The following is a 24,900-nucleotide window of genomic DNA, read 5'->3' as shown; positions in this document are numbered from 1 at the left end:
ACCCCTTAATTATTTTTCAATTTGGTTTTTCTTAACAATTTTAGCTTTAAGCTGTCTTTTACGTACTTGAACTAATAATTCTCGTCCCATTTCAAATTCATCTCGCTTAATAATTGCCATAGCGATTGATTTACCTGAAGATGGTGCTTGTGTTCCTGAAGTAACTTCCCCAATTTCGTTACCATCAAGGTCTAAAACAGGATAACCAGTTCTTGCAATACCTTTATCAAGTAACACTAAGCCAACAGTTCTACGTTCTGAACCATTTTCTTTTTGGTCTTTTAACACTGATTTACCGATGAAGTCTTCTTCAATAAGTGGTTTAGCAGCAAAAGCAATTCCACCTTCATATGGTGTGATAGATTCTGTTAAATCTTGACCATGTAATGGAAGGCCAGCTTCTAATCTTAATGTATCACGTGCACCGAGACCGCATGGAACTACATTATATTCAATGAAGCCGTTCCAAATGTCTACTGTGTCTTTTGCTTCACAATAGATTTCAAATCCGTCTTCACCTGTATAACCAGATTGAGATAAGATAACATTTTTTCCAAATAGAGTAACGTTTTGTTGGAAATCAAATGGTTTCATTTCACTTACATTTATATCAACTAACTCGCTTACCAAATCTCTTGCTTTAGGACCTTGAACAGCTAACTGACCGAATTGATCAGATACATTTGATACTTCAACATCAAATTTAGGTGCATGTTTTTGTACCCAAGCAAAATCTTTATCTGTATTTGCAGCGTTAACAATTAGTAGATAATCATTGTCGCCGATTTTGTATGTTACTAAGTCATCAATAATACCGCCTTCTTCGTTACATAAAGCAGTATATTGAGCTTTAGTATCAGTAAGGTTGTTAGTATCGTTTGAAAGTAAGTATTGGACAAATTTACTAGCATCATTGCCTTTTATAGAGATTTCTCCCATATGGCTTACATCGAACATACCTACTTCATATCTAACTGCATTATGTTCTTCTTTGATACTTGTAAATTGAACAGGCATTGCCCATCCACCGAACTCTACTATTTTTGCACCACTGTCAACATAATTTTGATACAATGGTGTTTTTTTAAATTCGCTTGTCATTAGAAAACCCCCTATATTTTTTATAAAAAACAGAGTAGCAGATAGCTACCCTGTTTATACACTTAATCCAGGAATGCGTAGCAGTATTATCCTTTTGCCTGAGAGTTTAGTAGTTAACTTGCACCTTCGGCGATAAAAATTATTATACTTAAATTTAAGTAATATATTTTTATTCTCTCTAATACTGATCAACCGCAAGTAAGATGATTTATAATCTCATTATAAATTTCTCTGATTGTTTTATCACTATTCACTTTCATGAATGCGATTTCATTATATCTTGAAATCCTTGATAAATACAAGTTATTTAACTGTTTTTTGGATTTATCAATTGCATTTGGTCTATGATTATCGTTTATTACTCTCTTGAAGATAACATCTATGTCACAATCTAGCCAAAAAATGTATTTATACTGTTTCAAATGATTTAGTGATTCATTATATTCGATAACACCACCACCTGTTGCAATAACATCGTATTTTTTTGTACATTCAATTAAGTAGTTATATTCAATTTTCCTAAAACCGATTTCTCCAACTTCTTCAAAGATATCTGGTATTTTTTTATTTTCTTTTATTTCTATGTATACATCTAAATCTATAAAACTTAATTGATTTTCTAATGATAAGTATTCTCCAATAGTACTTTTACCTGTGCCCATAAAGCCGATAAGAATTATTGGTGATTTTTTTTTATTCAATTGCATCACCCTTTTTAAAATAGTTGATTTATCTTCAAATCATAATAACTACTAATGTTATGAATTGTCTTCAATTTTAAACTATATTGAGTTGTATAAAAAGAGATGATTGATAAATATATGATAAATATGAGCATAGTATAGATGCTTATGAAACCTTTATAGTTATAAATAAAGTGTTTTGTCATAGAAATTCTCCCTACTTCCAATCCTTAAAAACACTTCTATAATTCCTTTATGATTAGAAATGAACCTCGCATTTAAAACATTATTTAGTAGTGTAATATTCCCTCTATTATTACTTATAAAAATAATTTTTTGATTTTGATATTTAATGAAACTATTTTGATTCTGTTGTTTAAGTAAAATTGAATGTTCATCAATTAATTTTAAAGAAATTGCTTTAGAATTGGTCATTTTATTAAGGTCCAATTGAAAAAATGAATATTCTAATTGGTCAAATTCATAGGCCGCACTTAAGTATGTATCAGTCAAACGAAATAGATGGGGTATTATAGTTAAAATGATTATAGTAATTAATAAGGATATTAGCATTTCTATAAAAGTAAATCCTTTAGTTACTGAGCTGAACACAGACCTTATTCTTAGATAAATTATTATTATTGCATATCGTATTTTTATAAATTTTAATTTCATATTTTCCTATAGTAATCCCCTTCTTTAATTCTTTAATATTATAATGTTTTTGGCTTGTGATAATAGCACTTTTCATATCTAAAATTTCGTATTGATTACGTAGATTGAAATTTAATTGTTCTAATAGAGGTAAGAATATTAAAGTAATAAAAGTTAGAATCAAAAAACCTAATAAACTATCAATTAATAAACTTCCCCTAATTTGATAATTTAACAAATCTTATCCTTCCTTTATCAATGTTAAAAATTACTCTGTAAATATTCTCTTTAGCTTTCAAAATGATTGATCCAAAATGATTAATTTTACCTTCATTATTGAATGTTATGGTGTGTACTTTTGCAACTGAAATAATTTTAGTGCCAAATAATCCTAATTTGTATTTATTTCCATTTTGTTCAATAATATTCATTTCTGTGGCTTGTTTGCTAAACACAATTGTAATTGATTGGTTCTCAGCAATTGCTTTTGATTTTATATACTCTAATTGGGTGATGATATTTTTTACTTTTAATTCACTTTCGATTAAATCTAATTTAGTTTTAGTATAAATGCTTGGGGAAATCATAATAATAATTATTAAAATTAATAAGGTAAGCAATGTTTCAAGAAGAGTAAACGCAGTAAATTGACTAGTTCGCAATAGCCTCACCATTAGATATTGTAATAGTTTCTCCTGATCTGCATTGCTTTTGTCCTTCTTTTATAAGGCCATCATTGATAAGATCATTTATATTAGAAGGTGTACGATTATGTTTTAATGTATATGCTTCTATTTGACTATTTATCATTTTGACTTGAGCTTCACAACCTGTGGACTGGATATGTGCTGTTTGTTTTGCAATGTTTGGAATAATTAATATTAGTAATACGCTGATAATTAGTAATACTAATAACATTTCTATTAGAGTAAAAGCTTTTAATTTTTTTAAATTTTCAAAGTGATTTTTCATATTAAACTCCTTATCATTTAATATTTTGCATTAACTGAAACATTGGTAACATAATTACTAAATACAAACTAACAATGAACAAGCCTAGAAACAGAAAAATAATTGGTTGAATGATTTTTGTATGAAGAAGTGATTTTTCTTTAAATCTATTAATTAAAATACTTGAGTAAATTTTAAGTTCTATATCTAATTTGGCACTTTTTTCTCCCTGCTTTATAAATTTAATTAAGTCTTTTTGAAAACACGGCATCATAGCTAAACTATTTGCTAAAGTTTCACCACTATTAGTTTTATCCATTAAAAACCCCCCTAGAAACCTTAAATATTCATTATCATTTTGTTTAATATATGTTGTAACAATGTCCTGTAAACTTACGCCATTTTTATAAAATAGACTTAAATCATTAGATATTTGATAAGTTTTAAAAATTTTATAATAGCTATTAAACAAAGGTATTGATGATAAAATAATTATTTTTTTAGAAGTTTCTATTCGTAATAATACTATGGTTAAAATTACAAAGATTAAAATTAAAATAGTAATGAAAAAGATAATAAAAGCAGGAAGAGAAGTAATCATTGAGGTTAAGAATTTCTGGTAAAATGATAAATTTACATCCATAGAAATGTATAGTTGTTCAAATTGCGGAATGACAGTATAGTTTAACCCTACTACCATACACATAAAAATACAGCATAATAAGAGTGGATATTGAACAGCTTTAATTACTTGCTGCTTTGCAGATAAATTTGTCTTTAAATATTTGATGGACTCCTCTAAAGCGTCTTCTAAATTTCCATATTTTTGTGAAAAATAGATTTGAGTTGTAATTGAATTTGGATAACCTATCAAATTTAATACTTCATAACATGTTTCACCTGATTTAATAGATGCTATGATTTTATTTTTTAATTCTTTATCTCTGTATTTGAAATATAGGTTGATGAACTCAAAACTCTCTAAAAGTGTGAAGCCACTTTTTAATAAGTTTGACAGTGTTTCAAGTAAGTGAATCATTTGTGCACTCGTTAAATTCTTAGATGACAATTTAAAAATATTTACTTGCAGTATCTTCACAAATTGTTCCTTCTTTAGATAATAAATTTAATTGCTGTTCTAAATTATTAAAATTAAGTGGCATTGTTTGTTCATGCTCGAAGAAATATTGTATCTGCTTTTTATCTATTGTTTCACAAATTAACCGACGCTCATTCTGAGTAGTCGTTATTAATCTTTGATTAGAAATGATATTGATAGATTGAGTTAATTCTTGAATTGAAATTCCCATCTCAAGTAATCGAAGTAATGCACCTCTACAATTAGTAGAATGCATGGTTGATAATACAAGGTGTCCACTCAAACTAGCTTGAATAACACATTTAGCAACTTCTGCGTCTCTTATTTCACCTATTAAAATAATATCAGGATCACATCTTAATATAGCTTTAAATGAACTTATGTAGTCTATACCTGCCTTTTTATTTATTGATATTTGGGTAATGCCTTTTAGTAATTGCTCAACTGGGTTTTCGATAGTGATAACATTAAGATTTAATTCTTTATATGCATGTAGAACCATTTGATACATCAGAGTACTTTTTCCGGATCCTGTGGGTCCAGTTAATAGAATTAATCCCTGTTTTTTATTTACTAAGTGTTTAAAATCGTTAAATTCTTTATATTCTTTTTTTGCTTGAAAATATTGAGGAATTATCCTAATTACACAACTTTCTACACCTAAAGACAAAGGTAATGTTGAAATCCGTAAATAAAAAGTAGATTTAGATTGATAAGTATAACGACCACTTTGAGCGGATTGTTGAGATGAAACGTCCAAACCTGATTTGAACTTCATAAAAACTAATAATTTTTGATATACATCTAAGTTGAATATTTCATAAAGTTCAAGATAATCATTAATTCTAAATTTAATATGAACTTCATCAACTGAAGGGATAAAATGTATGTCGCTCGCATTTTTTGAAATAGCTTTATTAACTATCTCTCTGAATAATAGTTTCAAAAAAACACCTCCTACATATATAAACGTAAGAGGTGAAGAAATTACTTTATTTTATTGGCCATCTAAAAATGGATTTAATTGCTCATCATCGACTGTTGTATATGGACCATGGCCAGGGAATAATGGTAAATCGCCTTCTAATTCAAATAATTTATCTTTAATAGAATCAACCAATGTTTCATAATCACCGCGATATAAGTCAGTACGACCTATACCATTGTTAAATAACGTGTCACCGACTACTGCGAAATCCTCAAATACATACGTCAAACTTCCAGGAGAATGACCAGGAGTATGCAGTACATTGAATTTAAATCCTTCAATATTGGACTCACCTTCATCTAATTGGTTTGGTTTGACGTCACTAGTAATTAAAGGCATACCATATTGCTTAAACTTAGCAGAACCATTTTTATCAGGATCCTTTAGAAAACTAAACTCCTCTTTATTCATGTATAAAGGTACTTCATATTTATTAACGACATCGTCTAATGCACCAATATGATCAAAGTGCGCATGTGTTAATAAAATTGCTTTTAATGGTTTGTTAATTTGATTTAATTTTTTAAAAATCTTATCTGATTCACCAGCAGGATCGATTAATATAACACTTTCTTCATTTTCAATAAAATATGCATTAGTATCTACCAATCCTAAAGTTAAGCTTGAGATTTTCATATTATTCTCCTTGATTATCGATATGTTTTTGAACTGATTTTAGTTTATCATTCATTTTACGAGATTTATCGCGTCTATCATCTATACGTAAGTTTGTACAAACTCTATCAATACCTTTATTAAACGGCAATTCATGGATTGCTTGTACTACTTCGAATAAGTCTTTTAAATCCCCTTCGATTAGAGTATTCATTGGGGTTAATTGATAATCAATTTTTCCTTCTTGTTTAAAACTTTCTAATTTCATTTGTATCTCTGCAATATATTTACTAACACTTGGTCCTTCAGTTCCAACTGGAATAATAACTACATCAACAATTGCCATTATTTAACACCACCCTTTTCTAATATATATGTTTTAATTAGCCCTGCTGCACCAGTTATTCCTGCATCATTACCTAGTTGAGCTTGAACAATTTCAGTATCTTTTTGAGCGGGAGTGAATGTTAAGTTGTGGTACTCAGTTTTAATATTTTCGATTAAAATCAAACCAGCTGTTGACATACCTCCACCTAAAACGATGTATTTGGGGTTGCTTGTTGCGCTAATAATACTACATAAATAAGCGATGTGGTTTGCCACTTTTTCAGTAATAAAGATACAGAATTGATCACCTGCTTTAGCGGCATCAAATACGGCTTTAGCTGTAACTTTATTGTCTTTTATTAACGGTAATATTGATGATTTAAACGTTAATTTTGGATAATAAAAATTAACCAAATTAACGACACCAGTAGCAGAAGCAACAGTTTCTATACAACCTGATTTACCACAATTACAATTAAAGCGTTGATCAAAATCAGTTCTGATGTGACCTATTTCTGCACCTGATCCATTATGACCATGAACAAGTTCACCATTAGAGATAATACCTCCGCCTAAACCGGTACCTAATGTTATAGCAACTACATCGTCAGCACCTTGACCTGCACCTTTATGTTTTTCTCCTAATGCCGCTACATTAGCATCATTATCAACATAAACAGGACAGTTAATAAATTCACTAAACATTTGTCGAACATTTACACTACCTGGCCAATGCAAATTAACTGCCCCATTAACAATGCCAGTTTCAAAATCAACAGGCCCTGGTACACCAATTCCAACACCAATGACATCATCAATTTTTAATTGGTGAGTTGAGAGTGTTTCGTTAAATGAATCATAGATATTCTTTAATAATGTTTTGCCCGTGTGGTCAGACGTATCTGTTTTAATAGACCATTTGTGTAGTTGTTCGAGTTCGCCATTGAATATTCCAAGTTTACAAGTTGTCCCACCAATATCTGCTGCTAAAATAATATCTTTCATTTATGCTCATTCCTTCTTTGGTTAATTATTAAAATACATTTTAGGTATTCATCTTTAGATAATAGTTCGTAATGATATAATGATTTTATTTCTTGTAGCATCATTTCATACATATCGTTTGGATTTTTAAAATAGATAATAAATCCATAACGCTTTAAAAGCTGTAATACATCATAGAAATTTTTAATTTCTCGATTCATTTGATTGATCCAACTCTTTTTTTAAATTTTTATAATCATTATTGTCAGAATTAATAGTTAAAGCTTTTTTTACATATTTGAGTGCTTTTTCATTATCATCAAGTGCTCTATTAGCAATTGCAAGTTCATAGTTCAAAAGACCAGAATTTGGATGGTTTTTTAAACCGCGTTCCCAATCCGCCATGCCCTCTGCTCTAGAACTTGTAGTTGCTGTTATAAGCCCCTTTAAATAATAGGTTCGATCGTCATCATAACCTTTGTCAATTGTATGGTTTACAATTGAACTTGCCTCTTTATAATTATAGTCTAATATAGCATCCTCAATTAATTTATCATAAATATTTTCTTCTTTAATAGTAAAAATTCTTACCTGTAATGCAACAAACAAAACAAGCAATATAATTAAGAAAATCCAAAATAAATTACGATTGTGTGTGAAATAATAACCAATTAAAGTAATTAAAACACCACCAATAAATCCTCCTAGATGAGCCATAATATTAATATTAGACATAAATAATGATAAAACAATTAGCACTAATAATGCGATTAACATTTGACCAATTGTTTTTCTAGAATAGGTCTTACTTACAAACATCATTGCAAAAATTGAGCCTATTAGCCCGAAAATAGCTCCGCTAGCACCTACAGATACAGTATGAAGATTAAATGATAGTGAAATAAAATTTCCGAGTAAACCAGAAATTACATAAATCCCTAACATTCTTAATGGGCCGACTATAGATTCGACTATCTTACCGAAAATAAATAATGATAGCATATTCATTAAAATGTGCTCAAAATTAAAGTGTAGAAACATGGATGTTATAAGACGATACCATTCGCCATGAACGACGTTAAAGTGCACTAATCCACCTAAATCTAACAATTTAACATCGGAAAAATGATTAAGATAAAGAATCATTATTAGCCATATCAAAACGTTAATTATGATTAACCCATATGTCATAGGTGTAAAACGCAAAATATGTTTATCAATTGGGTTTTGTGACAATAAACGTCGCTTATAGTAATTTGATAGTTTGTTATCTTGTCTAAACATTAATTTAGTTAATATATTATTATGAATCAATTTATGTAAATCATTGTTATTTAAAATACTCATGCTTTCTATTTTAATGGGACTAGAGTCAGCGGATTTGATATTATCAAATATTTGATCTGTGAAATAATAATATTTAACGCTTTTTAATTTAAAATTGAGGTCATCCTCATATTGTTGATAATTATCCAACATTTTAGCTTTATCAAACTGAATTTCTTGGTTAGAAGCGATATCTTTCCTAAATATCACTAGCTTGTTTTTCTTTTTATGTATAAGCCAAATTTCACTATCATTTTTATCAATATTTACAATGTGATAATTGTAATATTTTATAAAATAATAGATAGACTTCCAGAAGTATTTTTCTGTATCCATTAACTCCTCCAAAATTTAAGTATTGAAAATTATTAATTTTTCAACAGGTTGATCATGTGATTCGATATCAAACTGTGTTAATTGTAGGTCATAAATTAAACTAATAGTATTGGCATTTGAATCACTTAAGAAGCGATCATAATATCCTCCACCATAACCTATTCGATAACCATCATCTCTAAAAGCAACTCCAGGAACAACAATTAAATCTAATTGATCAGTAATTTCAGTGTCATCATTAACATATAATAAGCCTTTTTCATCCTTTTCAAGTTGGTTTAAAGATAGTAACTGTTTAAAATTCATTTCTTTCAATTTGTAGTTTGTATTAGGAACAAAGACTTTTTTATCATCAGATAACATCGTATCGATGATGGGATAAGTATCTACTTCATGAGGCATAGATAAAACAATACCTATTCTTTTCGCGTTTTTATATTCAGTATTATTGATTAATTGATTCTTCAACCATGCGTCTGCACGAAGTTTGTGTTCTTTTTCTAATTGTTTCATTTGAGATAATATTTCTTTTCTAATCTCTTTTTTACTCATAACATCCCCACTCTCTAGACACTATATATATTATAACGTTATTAAAAGATGATGTCATTTATATGAAATAAAAAAAGGAGCTAGACAGAATCCATTATGGATTCATAGTCTTGCCCCTGTAAGGATGACTTGAGCCGAAAAACGCAATTTTAGCGTTTTTCGGCTCAAGTCGGCTACTGCAAATTAGCAATGTAGTCTTATAATATTATTTTTGAAACAAACTCTTTAGATGAGTTATTATTTAGTTTCACGGTGTAAAGTGTGTTTATTATCACGTGAACAATATTTTTTCATTTCAACACGTTCAGGATTAGTTCTTTTGTTTTTAGTAGAAATGTAGTTTCTATCTCCACATTCTGTACAAGCTAATGTTACATTTACGCGCATGTTAAATCCTCCTTACCTTTTTTAAATACGACTTTATAATCATACCACTTAGTTTAAAAATTGAAAAGTATTATTTTTGATGCTCTAAAAAATTTCAATTCATTAAAAGTAAAATAGTTATTTTTTATCGTCAAAGTAATAATTAATTACATCTCTTCCTAGGTCTCCACCATTTAACCATGGTGGTGGGACAGGTTGATTTGTATATACAATCGAGAATGATAGTTTAGGATTTTTGATAGGTGCATAACCTATATATGTTGAATTAACTCTAGATTCACCATCTTGGAATACTTCAGCAGTACCTGTTTTTCCTGCAGATGGTACTTTAGTTTTGTGGAAACTTGAATAACCTGTTCCATCTTGCTTATTGAATGCCATCTCAAACCCTTTTTGAACTTCATTAATTTCATCTTCAGAATTATTTACTTTGTTTAATACATTACCTTTGATTTTTTGTTTAACAGGTCCTATGTCATCACTATTTGTAGCATCATGAATTGCTAATCCAATGTGCGGTTGAATTCTATAACCATCATTAGCTATTGTAGAAACGTACTGTGATAATTGAATTGGACTATATGTGTCATATTGACCAATTGATAAATCAAGGTAATTGCCTGAATTGTTTGTTAATGGTTCAATTTGACCTATTGTTTCATTTGGCAAGTCAATACCTGTTTTAACTCCCAATCCGACTTGATTAAGTCCCTTTCTTAATTTCTGGCCAGCTTCACTTATATCTGTAGGTAAGCCCATTCCACTATAGTAAGGATCTCCGGCTAATTTAAGAGCAGTTTTAAACATATATACGTTTGAAGAGTGCATTAATGCTTCTTTATCATTAATTCTGACTTTATCATTTTTATTAAAGTAAGAGCGTTTTGTTAATCCACCTTTAAAATGAAGTGGCTCATCTATCATTTCCTCGCCAACTTTAATCGCATTATTTTGATATCCAGCTAATAGGGTTCCACCTTTTACTGAAGAACCAACTGCAAATTGACCAGTAAAGTTTCCTAAATCATAATCTGTTAGCTTACCATTTTTATCGATTTGTTTTCCTGCCATAGCTAAAATATCGCCATTTTTAGGATTTTGCACTACAATAAGCGCGTTATCCATATCTTTAGCACCTTGATTGCGTAACGTCTTGATTTGACTTTCTAATAAAGATTCTACTTTTTTCTGTAAGTCTATATCAATTGTTAACTGTAAATCATCGCCTCTAGACCCAGGATTGATTACTTCAGAGTTTATGACTTTTCCAGATTTATCAGTAGTATATTTCATTTCTTTTTTCTTACCACGTAAAATATCTTCATATTGATATTCTAAATAAGATTTACCAACTCTATCATTTCGAGAATAACCTTTAGCTAAATATTGTTCGGTCAATTCTTTAGGAATACCTTCACTTGATGTAGATACACTACCAAATATACTTCTTAATGTATCTCCATAAGGATAGCGTCGGTCCCAATCCATAGTTGTATTTATACCTGGAAGACTATCAAGTTGCTGTGACACTGCAGCATATTCTTTTTCACTTACATCCTCATTCTTAATTGTTTGCGGGTTCATGGTAGAACCAGCAGACATTTCACGATAAATTGCTAAAACTTGCAAGTCTTTTTTTGATAAACTATTAATTTGTTTGTCTCCAACTTTTTTATATAATTGTTTATCATATTGATCTTGGGTAATACTACCTTCATTTAACATTGAAGTTTCTTTTTTCATTAATTTGTCTACTTCATCTTGATTTTTTTGAATCCAAAAATCTTGTTTATCTCTTTCAGTAATTTTGTCAGTTTTCATAGTAATAAGAGATGACAATTTTTTTGCAGTATCGAGCATATCTTTTTGACTTGTTTTCCTAGATCTTGTGTATGTAATCGTTAGTTTAGAAGCATTATCTACTAATACTTTTCCATTCCTATCAAGAATTCTTCCCCTAGGAACAGATTCATTTACAGTTATGTTTTCATCGTTTTTTACTAGTTGGCTATAATGGGAGCCTTGCGCAATTTGTAAATATCCTAACCTTAAAACTATAATTCCAAATATAACTACAATAGCACCAAACACAAAACTTATTCGTTTATTCATTGTGTGCTTTATTTTTTCATCATTAGACTTTTCCTTTAATCTTTTAAGCAAGATAACCTACCTCAATTATTAAACATGTTTACTCATAAATGATATATGAAAATTAAACATATTACCATCATTTTAATAAAAAAAGTGGCCTCTCATAGAGGCCACATATTAATTAGGAAATATAGAATTATTTTGTTGCATTGTATAATTCGCCAACTTTTTCCCAGTTAACAACATTCCAGAAAGCAGTAATATAATCTGGACGTTTGTTTTGATATTTAAGGTAATAAGCGTGTTCCCAAACATCTAAACCTAAGATAGGTGTTTTACCTTCAGTTAATGGGTTATCTTGGTTAGGTGTAGTAACAATTTCTAATTGACCATTGTTAACAACTAACCATGCCCAACCTGAACCGAAACGAGCTGCTGCTTTGTCAGCGAATTCTTTTTTAAATTCATCTAAAGAGCCCCATTGTTCTTTGATTTTATCAACAACAGCACCTTTTTCTTCAGAATTAGGAGTTAATAATTCCCAGAATAATGAGTGATTTAAGTGTCCGCCACCATTATTACGAACAGCTGTTTGAATATCTTCAGGTACACTATCTAAGTTAGCAACAATTTCTTCAATTGATTTAGATTCAAGATCTGTTCCCTCAACTGCAGAATTTAATTTGGTAACATAAGTGTTGTGATGTTTGTCATGATGGATTTCCATAGTTTGTTTGTCAATGTGTGGTTCTAATGCATCTGCTGCATATGGTAAATTTGGTAATTCAAAAGCCATAATTAATCATCCTCCTAAAAATTCGTTACATTTATAATAACAAGTTATTAACTAAGCAACAAAATATTTGCTTGCAACTCATATTAATACGCTTATTATTAACTTACTTTTATAATATAACTCAAAATGATAACTTTTAAACATAATTACAAACTATAATTGGTTATTTTTAAATAATTCCTACTTTTGACCTATGTATATCAAAATTTTTTAATTACATTTAATTTTAAGATTGTTAAATTGAATTAAAATATGATTTGTTTTCTATTTTGTTAATCTATTAATTCTTTAATGGAATTTTCAGTCGACTGACTCAAAAAAACTGAGAAAGCTACAATTAACACTTTCTCAGTTTAGATTGCTAATATATATTTGCAATTTTGTCTTACAATAATTCATTATTAAATTATTTAAGTGTATTAGTAAAAACAATTGATATTTATATTTCAAAAAATTTTATTTTGAGTTTTGTTTTTGACACTCTTCACATACGCCATAAACTTCTAGTTTATGGGTGTGAATATCTACATTAGGTAGATACACCTTTATTTGATCAATTGGACAAAAATCAATAACTTTAGTATCACCACAATTTTCACAAATAAAGTGATGATGGTGATGATTCATACAAGCAATTCTAAATTTCATTTCACCATCTAATTCAGTACTCTCAATAATTTTTAAGTCTTTAAATAAATGTAAATTACGATAAATTGTATCGAAAGAAATACCTGGATAATCTTTGTCTAATTGTTGTTGAATATGTTTTGCATTAATGTATTTATCTTCTTTAACAAAAATATTAATCATATCTTCACGTTTCTTAGTATATTTCAAACCATTATCTTTTAAAATTTTAATTGCATCATTTGTATTCATAAGTTATTGCCCCTTTTTAAGTCTTACAATTGATTTTTGGAATAACATTGTAAGTCCTAATAATAAAACTAATAGTACTACAATAACACCACCCGGTGAAATATTCATATAAAATGCTAAAACAAGGCCCATTATAACTGAAAATTCGCCAATTATGACACTTAAAATGATTAATTGTTTGAAACCCTTAGTTATTCTCATTGCTATAGCAATGGGTAATGTTATTAATGCACTGACTAAAAGTATGCCAACCACTCTCATTGAAGCAGAAATTACCATAGCCACGATAACTATAAATAAAAATTGAATCCATTTAGGAATATTTACAACTCTACTATATTCTTCGTCAAATGAAAGTATAAATAATTCTTTATAAAATAAAGTAATAAATAAAACAACGACAATTGCTATAACTACAACCGTTAATAAATCACTAAGACTGACCGCACTTATGGAACCAAATAGTAAACCTACAATTTCTTGGTTAAATCCATCTGCAAGAGAAATAAAAATGGCACTTAGTGCAATCCCTGCGCTCATAATAATTGGTATGGCAATCTCTTGATAGTTAGAATATGATGTTCTTAACTTTTCAATTAAAAGCGCACCTACAATAGCATATAATATACCAAACCACATCGGATTAATAATAGTTAGTGCGGGTGACAAAGTTAGTATAAACATGCCAAATGAGATACCGCCTAGTGTAACATGGCTAAGCGCATCTGCAATCAAAGATAATCTTCTTACAACTATAAAAGCACCAATTAAAGGTGCAATAAATCCAATTAAAATACCACTAAGTAATGAATATCTCATGAAGTCGAAATTTAATAACGCTTCAATCATAGATATCACCACTCACTTGTTTAATTAATACATTCATTTTGTTACTCCTAATATATTAAATTTTAAACTTCACAACATTCTCTATTATGTTGATGATCTACAAATTTAATGGGGTGACCATAAATTTTAGAAATTTCAACTTCGTCTAGTTTTTTGAAGTCCTCGGTTGATCCATGGAAATGTAAATGTTTATTTAAGCATGCTACTTTTGTTGCTGTATCAGCTACAACGCCAATGTCATGTGTTACTAATATAATCGTTATACCTTCATCTTTTAATCTTTCAAGCGTTTCATAAAATTCACTTACATGTTTTGCATCAATACCATTTGTAGGTTCATCTAAAACTAAGACAGAAGGATTGGAGATTAAAGCTCTCGCAATTAATACACGCTGTTGTTGTCCGCCGGAAAGTTCTGCAATATTCTTGTTGATAAGATGATTGATATTTAATCTAGTTAAAACGTCATCGACAAGTGCTTCATCTTTTTTATTAAACTTTTGAAATAACTTTTTTGTTTTAGTAAGACCACTAAGTACCACTTCTTTAACACTTGCTGGAAATCCAGCATTAAAAGCTGTAGCTTTTTGTGATACGTAACTTATCTTTAAAGCAGATTGATTTTGCTTTTTATATGATTTACCATCTATATATATTTCGCCCTTTTGCAACGGAAGCAACCCTAATATGATTTTTAGTAAAGTAGACTTACCTGCTCCATTGGGACCCACAATTGCTAAAAATTCACCTTTATTTATGTGTATATTAATATTTTCTAAAACTTGTTTATTATCAAATTGATAATCGATATTTTTTAATTCAAAAACAGGTTGATTCATTATTTCACCTCGTTTAATACTATACAGTTAAGTTTAGAAGTTGTAAATAGTAATGTTTACGACTTGATTTAATAGATAATAAAATGGAGCGATACTGAATTATTGTAAAATTAATTGTATCACTCCTGAGAAAATTATTAAGTCTGTGAAGAGTTATGGTTTAACGCCTTTTAAGGTTATACCGCTATTGTTTTATTACATCATAGCCTTAAATATTAATATTTGATTCAACTTCCAATTAATAATAATTATTGCTGAAGAATTTTATATTTTAATTCTGAATCAAATTGTTGTGCTTTTAACATCTCTATTTCAAATTTATAAGGTGGTTTCTTATTTTTTTTATCTTCACCAACATAGGGTGTTTCTAAAATTTTAGGTATATCCTTGAAAACATCATGGTGTACTACATAATTTAATGCGTCAAATCCAATGTGACCGAATCCAATATTTTCGTGTCTATCTTTATGAGCACCTTGCTCATTTTTACTATCATTAACATGAACCACTTTTATTCGATCTAAGCCAATAATTTTATCAAATTCATTTAATACACCATCGAAATCCTCTTTAATGTTATATCCAGCATCATGAGTGTGACATGTATCGAAACAAATTGATAGTCGATCATTATGAGTAACCCCGTCAATAATTTGTGCGATTTCCTCAAAACTTCGTCCAACTTCAGATCCTTTTCCAGCCATAGTTTCTAGAGCGATGCGCACATCATTATCATGAGTTAAAACTTCATTCAATCCTTTAATAATCTGTTGAATACCTTTATCAGCACCAGCGCCAACATGTGAACCAGGATGTAGAACAATATCTTTAGCACCTAAAGCTTGTGTTCGTTCAATTTCATTTTGAAGGAAATCTACCCCTAATTGAAAGACTTCCGGTTTAGTAGTGTTAGCGATGTTTATAATATATGGAGCATGGACGACTAAATTAGATAAACCATATTTATCCATGGCTTCATGTCCTTTTTCGATATTTAAATCCTCTATGCTCTTTCTTCTTGTATTTTGAGGTGCGCCAGTATAAATCATAAATGTAGACTCACCAAATTTGTGTGCTTCTTCTGCAGAACCTTCTAACATCTTTTTACCACTCATAGAAACATGTGACCCAAGTAACATTGCTTTCACCTAACCCTTTTTATTATTTTTTCGTTGTTGTCTATTTTGTCTTTTACTAAATTGTTTTCTTTCTTGTCTCTTCATTCTTTCGACTTCTTGTTTGAATTTCTTTTTATAACCTGGTTTGACTTTATTTTTAGTCTTACTTCGCACTTTATGTTTTACTTCGTTCGTTAAGTGATCGTCTTTTCTTACACGCTTACGTCGAGTATTATGTGCTTTAATTGGTGTTAATTCATTATTTTTCACATCAACATTTTCAAAATGGTAGCCTTTATCTTCAATTAGTGTGATTAAATGTTCTTCATCCGGACTATAAAGTGTTATTGCCACACCTCTATAATTACCTCTACCTGTTCTACCCACACGGTGTGTAAAGAAGTCAATATCTTTAGGTACGTCAAAATTAATAACATGACTAACGCCTTCAATGTCTATACCTCGAGAAGCTAAATCACTTGCGATAACAAATTGAAATTCTAAATTACGTATACGTTTCATTTGTTGCTTACGTTCTCTAGGTGTTAAACCACCGTGTATCATGCCAACTTTAATACCGGCTGCATTTAATGAATTAGCTAATTCATCCGCATTATCTCTACTATTACAAAATACAATACATAAGTACGGATTTAAAATATTAATTAATTGAAGTGTTTTATCTACTTTTTCAGTACCTTTAGTTGGAATTAGATAAAATTCGATATTTTTTTTATTTTGAGATTTAGAATCAACTTCTACATACTCAGGATTACTAAGATATTTATTTAAAAATGGTTGTAAGGATTTAGGTATAGTAGCACTGAAGACAGCTATATGTGCATTTTCATCAAGGCGTGATGCAATTAAATCTACATCTTCAATTAATCCTAAATCAATCATTAAATCAGCTTCATCCACTATAAGATAAGATGCTAAGTGCGCATGTAAATGACCACTTTGAGCTAAATCATTAATTCTAGTTGGTGTTCCTATTACTAATTGTGGTTGATTACTTGTACGCTGTCTATCTTTTTCAATATCTGTACCACCAATAAACAAACTAACTTTAACGCCCTGTTTAAAAGTAGCTAGATGGCTTGCTGCATGATATAACTGTTGTGCTAATTCTCTTGTAGGTGCCACCACGATAGATTGAGGTTCTTTATTTTCAACGTCTATTTTATCCATTAACGGTAATAAAAATGCATGCGATTTCCCTGTACCTGTTTGAGATTGACCTATTAAATTAACTCCTTTTTTAATTCTAGGAATTATTCTATTTTGAATTTCAGTTGGTTTTTCAAATTTTAAATCTTTAATTGCTTCTATAAGTTTTGAGTCTAAATTAAATAACTCAAATGGATGAGTTGCCATCGATTAGGCCTCCTTAAAATATTCAATTGATGTTGATTAAATTTTTTTAGCTATATTTGAATGGGTCTGTATTAATATTAGAAGCTTCAATTGGGAAGTTTACATTTTCAGTATTTAACCAATGCTTCAATAAATCTTTCAGTCCCTCTCTCATTACATATTCACTATAATGATTAATATCTAAAATGGTTATGCCGTTAGTCTGTGCATCAAGTGCATCATGGTGTTTAACGTCCCCTGTTATAAAGATATCAGCACCCTTATTAAAGGCAAGTGATTCAAATCCAATTCCAGAGCCACCAATGATTGCTACATTTCGAATGAGTTTATCAGAATCACCAGTATATCTAACACTAGGTATATCAAGCTGCTTTTTCACAAATTTCACAAATTCAGCTAATGGCATTGCTTCTTCCATATTCCCGATTTTACCAAGTCCATAATTAGCAGTTTTAGTCATTTTAATAAAATCATAAACTGGCGTTTCATAAGGATGGTTGCTAATAATTGCTTTTTCAGCTAATTCATATTGACTATCTTTAATCATAAATTCAATTTTAACTTCGTTCACGTATTCAATATTGTTTATTTGACCTAAATATGGTTTAGCTTCACCCACAGGTTTGAACTGACCGCGACCCTCAGTTTCATAAAAACAATATTCATAATTACCTTCTTTTGCAAGTCCTACTTGATCAAGGCTATTTTTAAAGGTTTCTATATCTTCCTTAGGTATATAAGTCTGAACTTTAAAATAGGTTTCATTTTCTTGTGTTAAAAATTGTATATTGTTTAACTTTAATTTATTAGCTAGCATTTGGTTTACACCATTAACGTGGTTATCAAGGTTCGTGTGTAGAGCAATGAGGTTAATATCATGACGAATAATTTTTTGAATTAATTGTCCATAACCATCATCAATAATTGATTTTACACCCTTAAAAATGAGTGGATGATGAGCGATAATCGTGTTGTAACCATTATCTATTGCTTGGTTAACAATTGAGTCGGTACAATCCAGAGTAGTTAAAATACCATTGATTTCAGATTCATTATTACCTATAAGTAATCCAACGTTGTCCCAACTTTCTGCTGTTTTGAGAGGAACGTGATTATCAACAATAGACATTAACTCTTTAATCTTCATAATTTAACACCTCAGTAATTAATGATATATCATTCTCTATTTCTTTAAGTCTCTCATGATGTGATTCTGAATTCAATTGATTGCGAATATGTTTAAGTGTTTCTAATTCATGATTCCATTTCTTATAAAATATTTCATTTTTCTTTTGTAATAGCTTAGGTCCAAATTTTAATTCTTTATTATTCAAATTTTCACTAGTAGTATTGTATTCAGCTACAACTATTTCGTAAATATGTCCTTTTTCTTCCATAATAATCTCATCAATAATGTGATAGTTGATAGACATTAAAGTATATCTTAATGCTTCAGTCTGAATGTTACTTTGTAGAACTAGTCTAGGACCTTGAACTAGATGCTCTTTTCCTTCTTTTAATATTTTAGCAATTAACGGACCGCCCATACCACAAATAGTTATATTCTGTATTGATTCGCTTTTGCTTATAACACTCAATCCATCCCCTAATCGAACATCAATTACATCATTAAGTTGATTTACTAATACATTTTTTCGTGCTGCTTCATATGGACCTTTAATAACTTCTCCAGCAATAGCACTAGAGATTAAATTATTTTGAATTGCATAAATTGGAAGATATGCATGGTCAGAACCAATGTCAGCCAATTTTCCAGGAACAAGGTAATTGCAAACAGAAGTTAATCTTTGATTTAAAGTTATCATAGGTATCTCCTTTACTATAAAAAGAGACTGGGACAAAGTTAAGTGTCTCAGCCTAAAATTCTCTTTAGCTCAATATAGTACCGTTTAAAATAGAATTGAATTATCATGGTAGATAATAGAATCATTAATTAGTAAATGCTACAAATTAACTAATTAATTGAAATGAATATTTCAAAATTTTAAACGTTAAGTACTCTATGAGCATTGAAAATAAATAAAGTTGTAACTCGAATTATTAAAATTAATCCATAAAGTCTTTTAATCTCTTACTTCGACTTGGGTGTCTAAGTTTTCTTAGTGCTTTTGCTTCAATTTGACGAATTCTTTCACGTGTAACACCAAAGACTTTGCCAACTTCTTCAAGTGTTCTTGTTCGACCATCGTCTAAACCAAATCTTAAGCGTAAAACATTTTCTTCACGGTCAGTAAGCGTATCTAAAACATCTTCTAATTGTTCTTTTAAAAGTTCGTAAGCTGCATGGTCAGATGGACTTTGTGCCTCTTGGTCTTCAATGAAGTCACCTAAATGACTATCATCTTCCTCACCTATTGGCGTTTCTAATGATACTGGTTCTTGAGCAATTTTAAGAATTTCACGTACTTTTTCTGGAGGTAAATCCATCTCTTCCCCGATTTCTTCAGGTGCAGGATCACGACCTAAATCTTGTAATAATTGTCTTTGAACACGTATTAACTTATTAATTGTTTCAACCATGTGAACTGGAATTCTAATTGTACGTGCTTGGTCGGCAATCGCTCTTGTAATTGCTTGTCGAATCCACCAAGTTGCATAAGTGGAGAATTTAAAACCTTTACTAAAATCAAATTTCTCAACAGCTTTTATTAATCCCATGTTGCCCTCTTGAATTAAATCAAGGAATAACATGCCACGTCCAACATATCTTTTTGCGATACTTACAACTAGTCGTAAATTAGCTTCAGCTAATCTAGACTTAGCAATCTCATCACCTTGCTCAATTCGTTTAGCTAATTCAATTTCTTCTTGAGCACTTAGTAGATTAACTCGGCCAATTTCTTTTAAGTACATTCTTACAGGATCATTAATTTTGACACCTGGAGGAGCACTTAAATCATTTGGGTTTAATTTTTCATCAGTATCTGAGCTATCTTTCTCATTTACTAAACTAATATCATTATCATTTAATTGGTCAAAGAAATCATCCATTTGATCAGAATCCATATCGAAATTTTGCAATTTTTCGGCTATTTCCTCATGACTAAGGTGACCTTCCTTTTTACCTTTATCGATTAATTGTTTCTTAACATCTTCTAATGTTAATGTCGGATCTATTGTTTGTTTTTTAATTTTAACTTGGTTATCAGACATGAAAAGGCCTCCCAATAGTAATATATGCTTTGAAACAAGATATTTAATTATATAATATTTCAATATAATAAGAAAAGTATTAATAAAAATTCATAATAATGGTAACATTTCATATTCAATATTTGAATGTTTAATATCAATTATATTTAAACGGCATCACATTAATTAAATGTTACTTATGTTCCATATCTACCCGTTAAAAACGCATAATAATCATTATACAATAATGGTTATTAAATAGAAATACTATTTATATGATTTATTAAAGTATGCAATTTTATAGCAGTTTTTATAATAATAGTTACATACGAGCTTTATTTTTATTAACGATTTGTTCCAAATAATATTTTTGCAATTCTACGTCGCCTATCCGTGACGCTTCACGTAATTTATGATTTAATTCTTCAAGTGTATCTCCATACTTTGATTCATTGATGACATTCATGTAATCTTCTATTTCACTATCATAAGGCTCTTGATTTAAATCATAATTATCCAAAGCGATTATTGCATCTCTCAAATTATCATTATCTGTGTAAAGTATCATATCGCTAATTGTATAACTGTCATTTTCAGCGTAAAAATCTTCTAAAACACTATATATACGTTTGAAAAATTGATTATCAAAGTCATCACTTTCAAGTTGCTTATGATAATTTAAGAATAAGTCTTTATCATTCATAAAATGTTTAAGTAAGGCTCTTTCAGCACTTTCATGTTTTGATAAATGACTAAATAAATTATTTGTATTATTTTGTATTTCACTATCATATGATTGATAATCGTTAAAATGAGGTTCGCTAGGAATATATTGTTGTTGATTCAACACATTGCTATTTAGAGTATTAGAATCAACATTAAATATATGTGCTACATCTTTGATTATCTTATTCTGCAAAATTTGAGAATTCATTAATGCAATATCTTGGGTAACTTCTTTAAGATAACGTTCATAAGCTAAGTCATTATTAGCAATTTCATCTTTGTGTTTATTTACTTTATAAATGATAAATGATTTCTTTTCATTATTTACATATTCAAGAAATTTTTCATTACCATATTTAGTTATATACTCATCTGGATCCATATCTTTAGGTAATTGAACAACAAAAACATTAAATCCTTGTTGTAAAAAGTGTTGCCCAGTTTTAATTGTTGCTTCTTGACCAGCGAAATCACCATCAAACATTAGAGTAATATGAGATGTTAGTTTTTTTAGAACAGTAATGTGTTCATCTGATATAGCTGTTCCCATACTTGCAATGACCGGTTTTAGTCCTGATGAATCGGATTTAATTACATCCATAAATCCTTCTAATAAAATGGCTTCATCATTTTTTCGTATATACTTTCTAGCATTATCAAGATTATATAATAATCTTCTCTTTTGAAATATGGGTGTTTCCGGACTGTTTAAATATTTGGGTTCTTGATTATTATATGTTCTACCTGAATAGCCCACAATACGACCTTGAGCATTATTTAAAGGGAACATAATGCGATCTCTAAACCTATCAAAATAGCTGAAATTTTCTTCATTTCGTGATAAAAGACCAGCTTCGTACGCGAGTTCTATATCATAACCTTTTTGTTGTAGAAAGTCATGACAAAAGTGAGTATGATTAGGCGCATAACCAATACCACGTGATTTAATAAGTTTTTCAGTAAAACCACGTTTTATTAGATAATTTAATGCCTCTTCACCTTCTACTGTCTTAAGTAAAGCATATTGATAATATTCATGCATTAATTCATGCATCTCAATCATTGTTAAATCATTCGATGCTATTTGACTTGTATAGTCACTACTATTACCAATATCAACTGAAATGTTAATTCTTTCTCCTAGCTCTTTTACAGCCTCTACAAATGATAAATCTTTTATTTCTTGAGTAAATTGAAAGACATTACCACCTTTTTTACAACCAAAGCAATGACAAATTTGTTTATCTTCAGATACAGTAAACGAAGGAGTCTTCTCATCATGAAAAGGACACAAACCAATGTAATTGCGTCCTCTTTTTTCTAATTTTACATATTCACTTACTAGATCCAAAATATCGGTCTTATCTTTAATTTCATTAATTACTGATTGTTCAATACGCAATATATATCACCTATAAATTGTAGTCATAATATTATACTTTGTCTAAAGATAAATTAAAACTATTTTGATTGACTTTCGATTATATTAATAACATCATTAGCTGTTTCTTCAATTGCTTTATCAGATACATCAATGACTGCACATCCAATTCTGTCTACGATATCTTCGAAGTATTTAATCTCTTCTTTAATACGTATTTCATTAGCGTATCTAGCTGAATCACCTAATCCAAGCTGTTTCAAACGTTGTTTTCTAATACGATTTAATTTTTCTTCACTAATTCTTAAAGCGATGCATTTTGATGAGTCAATGTCAAATAACATGTCCGGTGGGGTTACTTCAGGTACAATTGGAACGTTCATCACTTTATAACTTTTATGGGCTAAATATTGAGATAAAGGAGTTTTTGATGTTCTTGAAACACCAATTAATACTATATCCGCTTTAGGTAATCCTTTAGGGTCTTTTCCATCATCATATTTTACCGCAAACTCAATCGCATCAATTTTCTTAAAATAAGCGTCATCTAAACGATGGACTCTACCAGGTTGATTATATGGATTCTCTTCAAAAGCATCTTTCAAATAGCCCATTAATGGACCCATAATATCAATAGAACGTAACTTATTAGTACCTATCTTACTTTCCATATAAGTTTTCATTTCTGGTTTAACTAACGTATAAACTATAATTGCATTTCTGTCATTTGCTACTTGAATAACTTCATCAATGTCCTCTTTTGTCTCGATATAAGGATACCTTAAAAATTCATGTTTACATTCCTTTGGATTGAATTGAGAAATACATGCTCTTGATACTAATTCAGCAGTTTCTCCAATTGAATCAGAAGCGATGATTATCTTTATATTTTCCATCGTTCTACCACCTATTCTTTAAATAATGATACAAATAATTTTGCAATTGTTGTTTTTGAAATTCTACCAGTGACTTGATATTTATTATTACCTTTATTTTTTACAATGGGTATTGAGTCGATTTCTTTCTCTATCATTTGATCTGCAGCATATATAATAAGTTCATCTTCTTCTAAATAAGTTAAGTTAGGCATTCTAGACATGTTTACACTGATAGGCATTGTATGAATATCCTCTCCAATCATAGATGCTCGTAACAAATCCTTTCTTGAACAAACGCCTATAAAATCATTATGCTCATTTGTAATGAATAAAGTACCTGCGTCTTCTAAAAAGATGGTACAAATAGCATCATAAACAGTCATATCTTCTTTTACAATGACTGGTGGAGACATATAGTCTTTAACAACATATTGGCGTAATTTATCGGTCATTAATTTGTTTTTTGATTTTCCTGAATAATAATAACCCACTCGAGGTCTAGCTTCTAAAAAACCGGACATAGTTAAAATTGCTAGGTCAGGTCTTAGAGTAGCACGCGTTAAATCTAATTTTTCGGCAATGTGTTCTCCAGTAATAGGTCCACCGCTTTTGACTATTTCAATGATTTGCTCTTGTCTTTTACTAAGTTCTATAGGTCTTCACCCCTTTTTTATTCACGTCTATTATACCTATTTATTTATGTAGCTACAAATACATATAATTTCTTGCTATTAAATAATCAATCTATTAAACTAATAGTAAGCGAGTTAAGGATGGTGTAAGCTTAACAATTTTAATTTGGCTAAT

27 protein-coding genes, 1 pseudogene and 1 riboswitch are annotated in these 24,900 nt (G+C 29.6%); all 28 genes and pseudogenes read right to left on the bottom strand.

The genetic code is table 11. The annotated features are described in order from the left end of the window. Positions 1-9 precede the first annotated feature (9 nt). Entirely contained in the window at positions 10-1,101 is a 1,092-nt protein-coding gene (gene gcvT / locus HMPREF2737_RS05180) for a glycine cleavage system aminomethyltransferase GcvT (protein ID WP_037550608.1), read from the bottom strand. A gap of 76 nt (positions 1,102-1,177) precedes the next feature. Next, positions 1,178-1,293, bottom strand: a riboswitch (glycine riboswitch). After that, a complete protein-coding gene (locus tag HMPREF2737_RS05175) occupies positions 1,290-1,808 on the bottom strand; it encodes a shikimate kinase (RefSeq protein ID WP_037550611.1) in 519 nt (172 codons plus the stop codon). (Overlaps the previous riboswitch by 4 nt.) Positions 1,809-1,967: 159 nt before the next feature. Continuing rightward, positions 1,968-2,459 (bottom strand): prepilin-type N-terminal cleavage/methylation domain-containing protein, encoded by a 492-nt coding sequence (locus HMPREF2737_RS12000; RefSeq protein ID WP_037550614.1) that lies wholly within the window; start codon positions 2,457-2,459, stop codon positions 1,968-1,970. Continuing rightward, the gene (locus HMPREF2737_RS05165) at positions 2,377-2,676 is read right to left on the bottom strand and encodes a hypothetical protein (RefSeq protein ID WP_037550618.1); all 300 of its coding nucleotides are present in this window, start codon (positions 2,674-2,676) and stop codon (positions 2,377-2,379) included. The genes HMPREF2737_RS12000 and HMPREF2737_RS05165 overlap by 83 nt, the downstream gene beginning before the upstream one ends. Next, positions 2,657-3,109, bottom strand: a complete 453-nt coding sequence (gene comGD, locus HMPREF2737_RS05160) for a competence type IV pilus minor pilin ComGD (protein ID WP_226956186.1) — start codon at positions 3,107-3,109, stop codon at positions 2,657-2,659. Before comGD ends, HMPREF2737_RS05165 begins: the two co-directional genes overlap by 20 nt. Then, the gene (gene comGC, locus HMPREF2737_RS05155; protein WP_011275670.1) at positions 3,090-3,410 is read right to left on the bottom strand and encodes a competence type IV pilus major pilin ComGC; all 321 of its coding nucleotides are present in this window, start codon (positions 3,408-3,410) and stop codon (positions 3,090-3,092) included. Before comGC ends, comGD begins: the two co-directional genes overlap by 20 nt. A gap of 13 nt (positions 3,411-3,423) precedes the next feature. Then, positions 3,424-4,488, bottom strand: coding sequence for a competence type IV pilus assembly protein ComGB (gene comGB / locus HMPREF2737_RS05150; protein ID WP_070650047.1), 1,065 nt, complete (start codon positions 4,486-4,488; stop codon positions 3,424-3,426). Further along, a complete protein-coding gene (comGA, locus tag HMPREF2737_RS05145; protein WP_037550626.1) occupies positions 4,460-5,434 on the bottom strand; it encodes a competence type IV pilus ATPase ComGA in 975 nt (324 codons plus the stop codon). The genes comGB and comGA overlap by 29 nt, the downstream gene beginning before the upstream one ends. A 51-nt stretch (positions 5,435-5,485) precedes the next feature. Then, on the bottom strand, positions 5,486-6,112 hold the full coding sequence (locus HMPREF2737_RS05140; protein ID WP_037550628.1) for an MBL fold metallo-hydrolase: 627 nt from the start codon (positions 6,110-6,112) through the stop codon (positions 5,486-5,488). A 1-nt stretch (position 6,113) separates the two neighbouring features. Beyond that, positions 6,114-6,437, bottom strand: coding sequence for an MTH1187 family thiamine-binding protein (locus tag HMPREF2737_RS05135; protein ID WP_011275666.1), 324 nt, complete (start codon positions 6,435-6,437; stop codon positions 6,114-6,116). Continuing rightward, positions 6,437-7,423: an ROK family glucokinase gene (locus tag HMPREF2737_RS05130; protein WP_037550630.1), complete on the bottom strand. Its 987-nt coding sequence runs from the start codon at positions 7,421-7,423 to the stop codon at positions 6,437-6,439. The genes HMPREF2737_RS05135 and HMPREF2737_RS05130 overlap by 1 nt, the downstream gene beginning before the upstream one ends. Then, complete coding sequence (locus HMPREF2737_RS05125; RefSeq protein ID WP_037550632.1) at positions 7,420-7,623, bottom strand: YqgQ family protein; 204 nt, start codon at positions 7,621-7,623, stop codon at positions 7,420-7,422. The genes HMPREF2737_RS05130 and HMPREF2737_RS05125 overlap by 4 nt, the downstream gene beginning before the upstream one ends. After that, complete coding sequence (locus tag HMPREF2737_RS05120; protein ID WP_037550635.1) at positions 7,607-9,064, bottom strand: rhomboid family protein; 1,458 nt, start codon at positions 9,062-9,064, stop codon at positions 7,607-7,609. Before HMPREF2737_RS05120 ends, HMPREF2737_RS05125 begins: the two co-directional genes overlap by 17 nt. Positions 9,065-9,079: 15 nt before the next feature. After that, positions 9,080-9,616 (bottom strand): 5-formyltetrahydrofolate cyclo-ligase, encoded by a 537-nt coding sequence (locus tag HMPREF2737_RS05115; protein WP_037550637.1) that lies wholly within the window; start codon positions 9,614-9,616, stop codon positions 9,080-9,082. A 237-nt stretch (positions 9,617-9,853) separates the two neighbouring features. Beyond that, entirely contained in the window at positions 9,854-10,003 is a 150-nt protein-coding gene (gene rpmG / locus HMPREF2737_RS05110) for a 50S ribosomal protein L33 (RefSeq protein ID WP_011275661.1), read from the bottom strand. Between the two features lie 117 nt (positions 10,004-10,120). Continuing rightward, positions 10,121-12,166, bottom strand: a complete 2,046-nt coding sequence (locus HMPREF2737_RS05105) for a peptidoglycan D,D-transpeptidase FtsI family protein (protein ID WP_037550638.1) — start codon at positions 12,164-12,166, stop codon at positions 10,121-10,123. 127 nt (positions 12,167-12,293) lie between these two features. Further along, a complete protein-coding gene (locus HMPREF2737_RS05100) occupies positions 12,294-12,893 on the bottom strand; it encodes a superoxide dismutase (protein ID WP_037550640.1) in 600 nt (199 codons plus the stop codon). 456 nt (positions 12,894-13,349) lie between these two features. Beyond that, positions 13,350-13,772 (bottom strand): Fur family transcriptional regulator, encoded by a 423-nt coding sequence (locus tag HMPREF2737_RS05095; protein WP_011275658.1) that lies wholly within the window; start codon positions 13,770-13,772, stop codon positions 13,350-13,352. Continuing rightward, positions 13,759-14,621: pseudogene (locus tag HMPREF2737_RS05090) on the bottom strand (metal ABC transporter permease). The gene HMPREF2737_RS05095 and the pseudogene HMPREF2737_RS05090 overlap by 14 nt, the downstream one beginning before the upstream one ends. Positions 14,622-14,683: 62 nt before the next feature. Continuing rightward, positions 14,684-15,460: a metal ABC transporter ATP-binding protein gene (locus tag HMPREF2737_RS05085; protein ID WP_037536591.1), complete on the bottom strand. Its 777-nt coding sequence runs from the start codon at positions 15,458-15,460 to the stop codon at positions 14,684-14,686. A gap of 248 nt (positions 15,461-15,708) precedes the next feature. After that, positions 15,709-16,599 (bottom strand): deoxyribonuclease IV, encoded by an 891-nt coding sequence (locus HMPREF2737_RS05080; protein WP_037550644.1) that lies wholly within the window; start codon positions 16,597-16,599, stop codon positions 15,709-15,711. A 9-nt stretch (positions 16,600-16,608) separates the two neighbouring features. Beyond that, positions 16,609-17,955 (bottom strand): DEAD/DEAH box helicase, encoded by a 1,347-nt coding sequence (locus HMPREF2737_RS05075; RefSeq protein ID WP_037550646.1) that lies wholly within the window; start codon positions 17,953-17,955, stop codon positions 16,609-16,611. 46 nt (positions 17,956-18,001) lie between these two features. Continuing rightward, positions 18,002-19,102, bottom strand: a complete 1,101-nt coding sequence (locus HMPREF2737_RS05070) for a Nif3-like dinuclear metal center hexameric protein (RefSeq protein ID WP_037550648.1) — start codon at positions 19,100-19,102, stop codon at positions 18,002-18,004. Next, entirely contained in the window at positions 19,092-19,781 is a 690-nt protein-coding gene (locus HMPREF2737_RS05065; protein ID WP_037550650.1) for a tRNA (adenine(22)-N(1))-methyltransferase, read from the bottom strand. Before HMPREF2737_RS05065 ends, HMPREF2737_RS05070 begins: the two co-directional genes overlap by 11 nt. 241 nt (positions 19,782-20,022) lie before the next feature. Continuing rightward, the gene (gene rpoD, locus HMPREF2737_RS05060) at positions 20,023-21,129 is read right to left on the bottom strand and encodes an RNA polymerase sigma factor RpoD (RefSeq protein WP_011275651.1); all 1,107 of its coding nucleotides are present in this window, start codon (positions 21,127-21,129) and stop codon (positions 20,023-20,025) included. A 301-nt stretch (positions 21,130-21,430) separates the two neighbouring features. Then, entirely contained in the window at positions 21,431-23,236 is a 1,806-nt protein-coding gene (dnaG, locus tag HMPREF2737_RS05055) for a DNA primase (RefSeq protein ID WP_037550652.1), read from the bottom strand. A 59-nt stretch (positions 23,237-23,295) separates the two neighbouring features. Further along, positions 23,296-24,111, bottom strand: coding sequence for a pyruvate, water dikinase regulatory protein (locus HMPREF2737_RS05050; RefSeq protein WP_037550655.1), 816 nt, complete (start codon positions 24,109-24,111; stop codon positions 23,296-23,298). Between the two features lie 11 nt (positions 24,112-24,122). Continuing rightward, entirely contained in the window at positions 24,123-24,746 is a 624-nt protein-coding gene (locus HMPREF2737_RS05045; protein ID WP_075140644.1) for a transcriptional regulator CcpN, read from the bottom strand. Positions 24,747-24,900 lie beyond the last annotated feature (154 nt).

It is taken from the genome of Staphylococcus sp. HMSC069D12 (assembly GCF_001810405.1).
Taxonomy (GTDB): domain Bacteria; phylum Bacillota; class Bacilli; order Staphylococcales; family Staphylococcaceae; genus Staphylococcus; species Staphylococcus haemolyticus.
Note: the sequence above shows the minus strand (reverse complement) of the source record. Positions and strands in the feature narration are given on the sequence as shown.

Coding starts and splice junctions, on each gene's coding strand:
- gcvT (WP_037550608.1), bottom strand. CDS start 1,101: ATGACAAGCGAATTTAAAAAAACACCATTGTATCAAAATTATGTTGAC.
- HMPREF2737_RS05175 (WP_037550611.1), bottom strand. CDS start 1,808: ATGCAATTGAATAAAAAAAAATCACCAATAATTCTTATCGGCTTTATG.
- HMPREF2737_RS12000 (WP_037550614.1), bottom strand. CDS start 2,459: ATGAAATTAAAATTTATAAAAATACGATATGCAATAATAATAATTTAT.
- comGC (WP_011275670.1), bottom strand. CDS start 3,410: ATGAAAAATCACTTTGAAAATTTAAAAAAATTAAAAGCTTTTACTCTA.
- HMPREF2737_RS05140 (WP_037550628.1), bottom strand. CDS start 6,112: ATGAAAATCTCAAGCTTAACTTTAGGATTGGTAGATACTAATGCATAT.
- HMPREF2737_RS05135 (WP_011275666.1), bottom strand. CDS start 6,437: ATGGCAATTGTTGATGTAGTTATTATTCCAGTTGGAACTGAAGGACCA.
- HMPREF2737_RS05130 (WP_037550630.1), bottom strand. CDS start 7,423: ATGAAAGATATTATTTTAGCAGCAGATATTGGTGGGACAACTTGTAAA.
- HMPREF2737_RS05125 (WP_037550632.1), bottom strand. CDS start 7,623: ATGAATCGAGAAATTAAAAATTTCTATGATGTATTACAGCTTTTAAAG.
- HMPREF2737_RS05120 (WP_037550635.1), bottom strand. CDS start 9,064: ATGGATACAGAAAAATACTTCTGGAAGTCTATCTATTATTTTATAAAA.
- HMPREF2737_RS05115 (WP_037550637.1), bottom strand. CDS start 9,616: ATGAGTAAAAAAGAGATTAGAAAAGAAATATTATCTCAAATGAAACAA.
- rpmG (WP_011275661.1), bottom strand. CDS start 10,003: ATGCGCGTAAATGTAACATTAGCTTGTACAGAATGTGGAGATAGAAAC.
- HMPREF2737_RS05100 (WP_037550640.1), bottom strand. CDS start 12,893: ATGGCTTTTGAATTACCAAATTTACCATATGCAGCAGATGCATTAGAA.
- HMPREF2737_RS05095 (WP_011275658.1), bottom strand. CDS start 13,772: ATGAATACAAATGATGCAATTAAAATTTTAAAAGATAATGGTTTGAAA.
- HMPREF2737_RS05085 (WP_037536591.1), bottom strand. CDS start 15,460: ATGAATCAACCTGTTTTTGAATTAAAAAATATCGATTATCAATTTGAT.
- HMPREF2737_RS05080 (WP_037550644.1), bottom strand. CDS start 16,599: ATGTTACTTGGGTCACATGTTTCTATGAGTGGTAAAAAGATGTTAGAA.
- HMPREF2737_RS05075 (WP_037550646.1), bottom strand. CDS start 17,955: ATGGCAACTCATCCATTTGAGTTATTTAATTTAGACTCAAAACTTATA.
- HMPREF2737_RS05070 (WP_037550648.1), bottom strand. CDS start 19,102: ATGAAGATTAAAGAGTTAATGTCTATTGTTGATAATCACGTTCCTCTC.
- HMPREF2737_RS05065 (WP_037550650.1), bottom strand. CDS start 19,781: ATGATAACTTTAAATCAAAGATTAACTTCTGTTTGCAATTACCTTGTT.
- rpoD (WP_011275651.1), bottom strand. CDS start 21,129: ATGTCTGATAACCAAGTTAAAATTAAAAAACAAACAATAGATCCGACA.
- HMPREF2737_RS05050 (WP_037550655.1), bottom strand. CDS start 24,111: ATGGAAAATATAAAGATAATCATCGCTTCTGATTCAATTGGAGAAACT.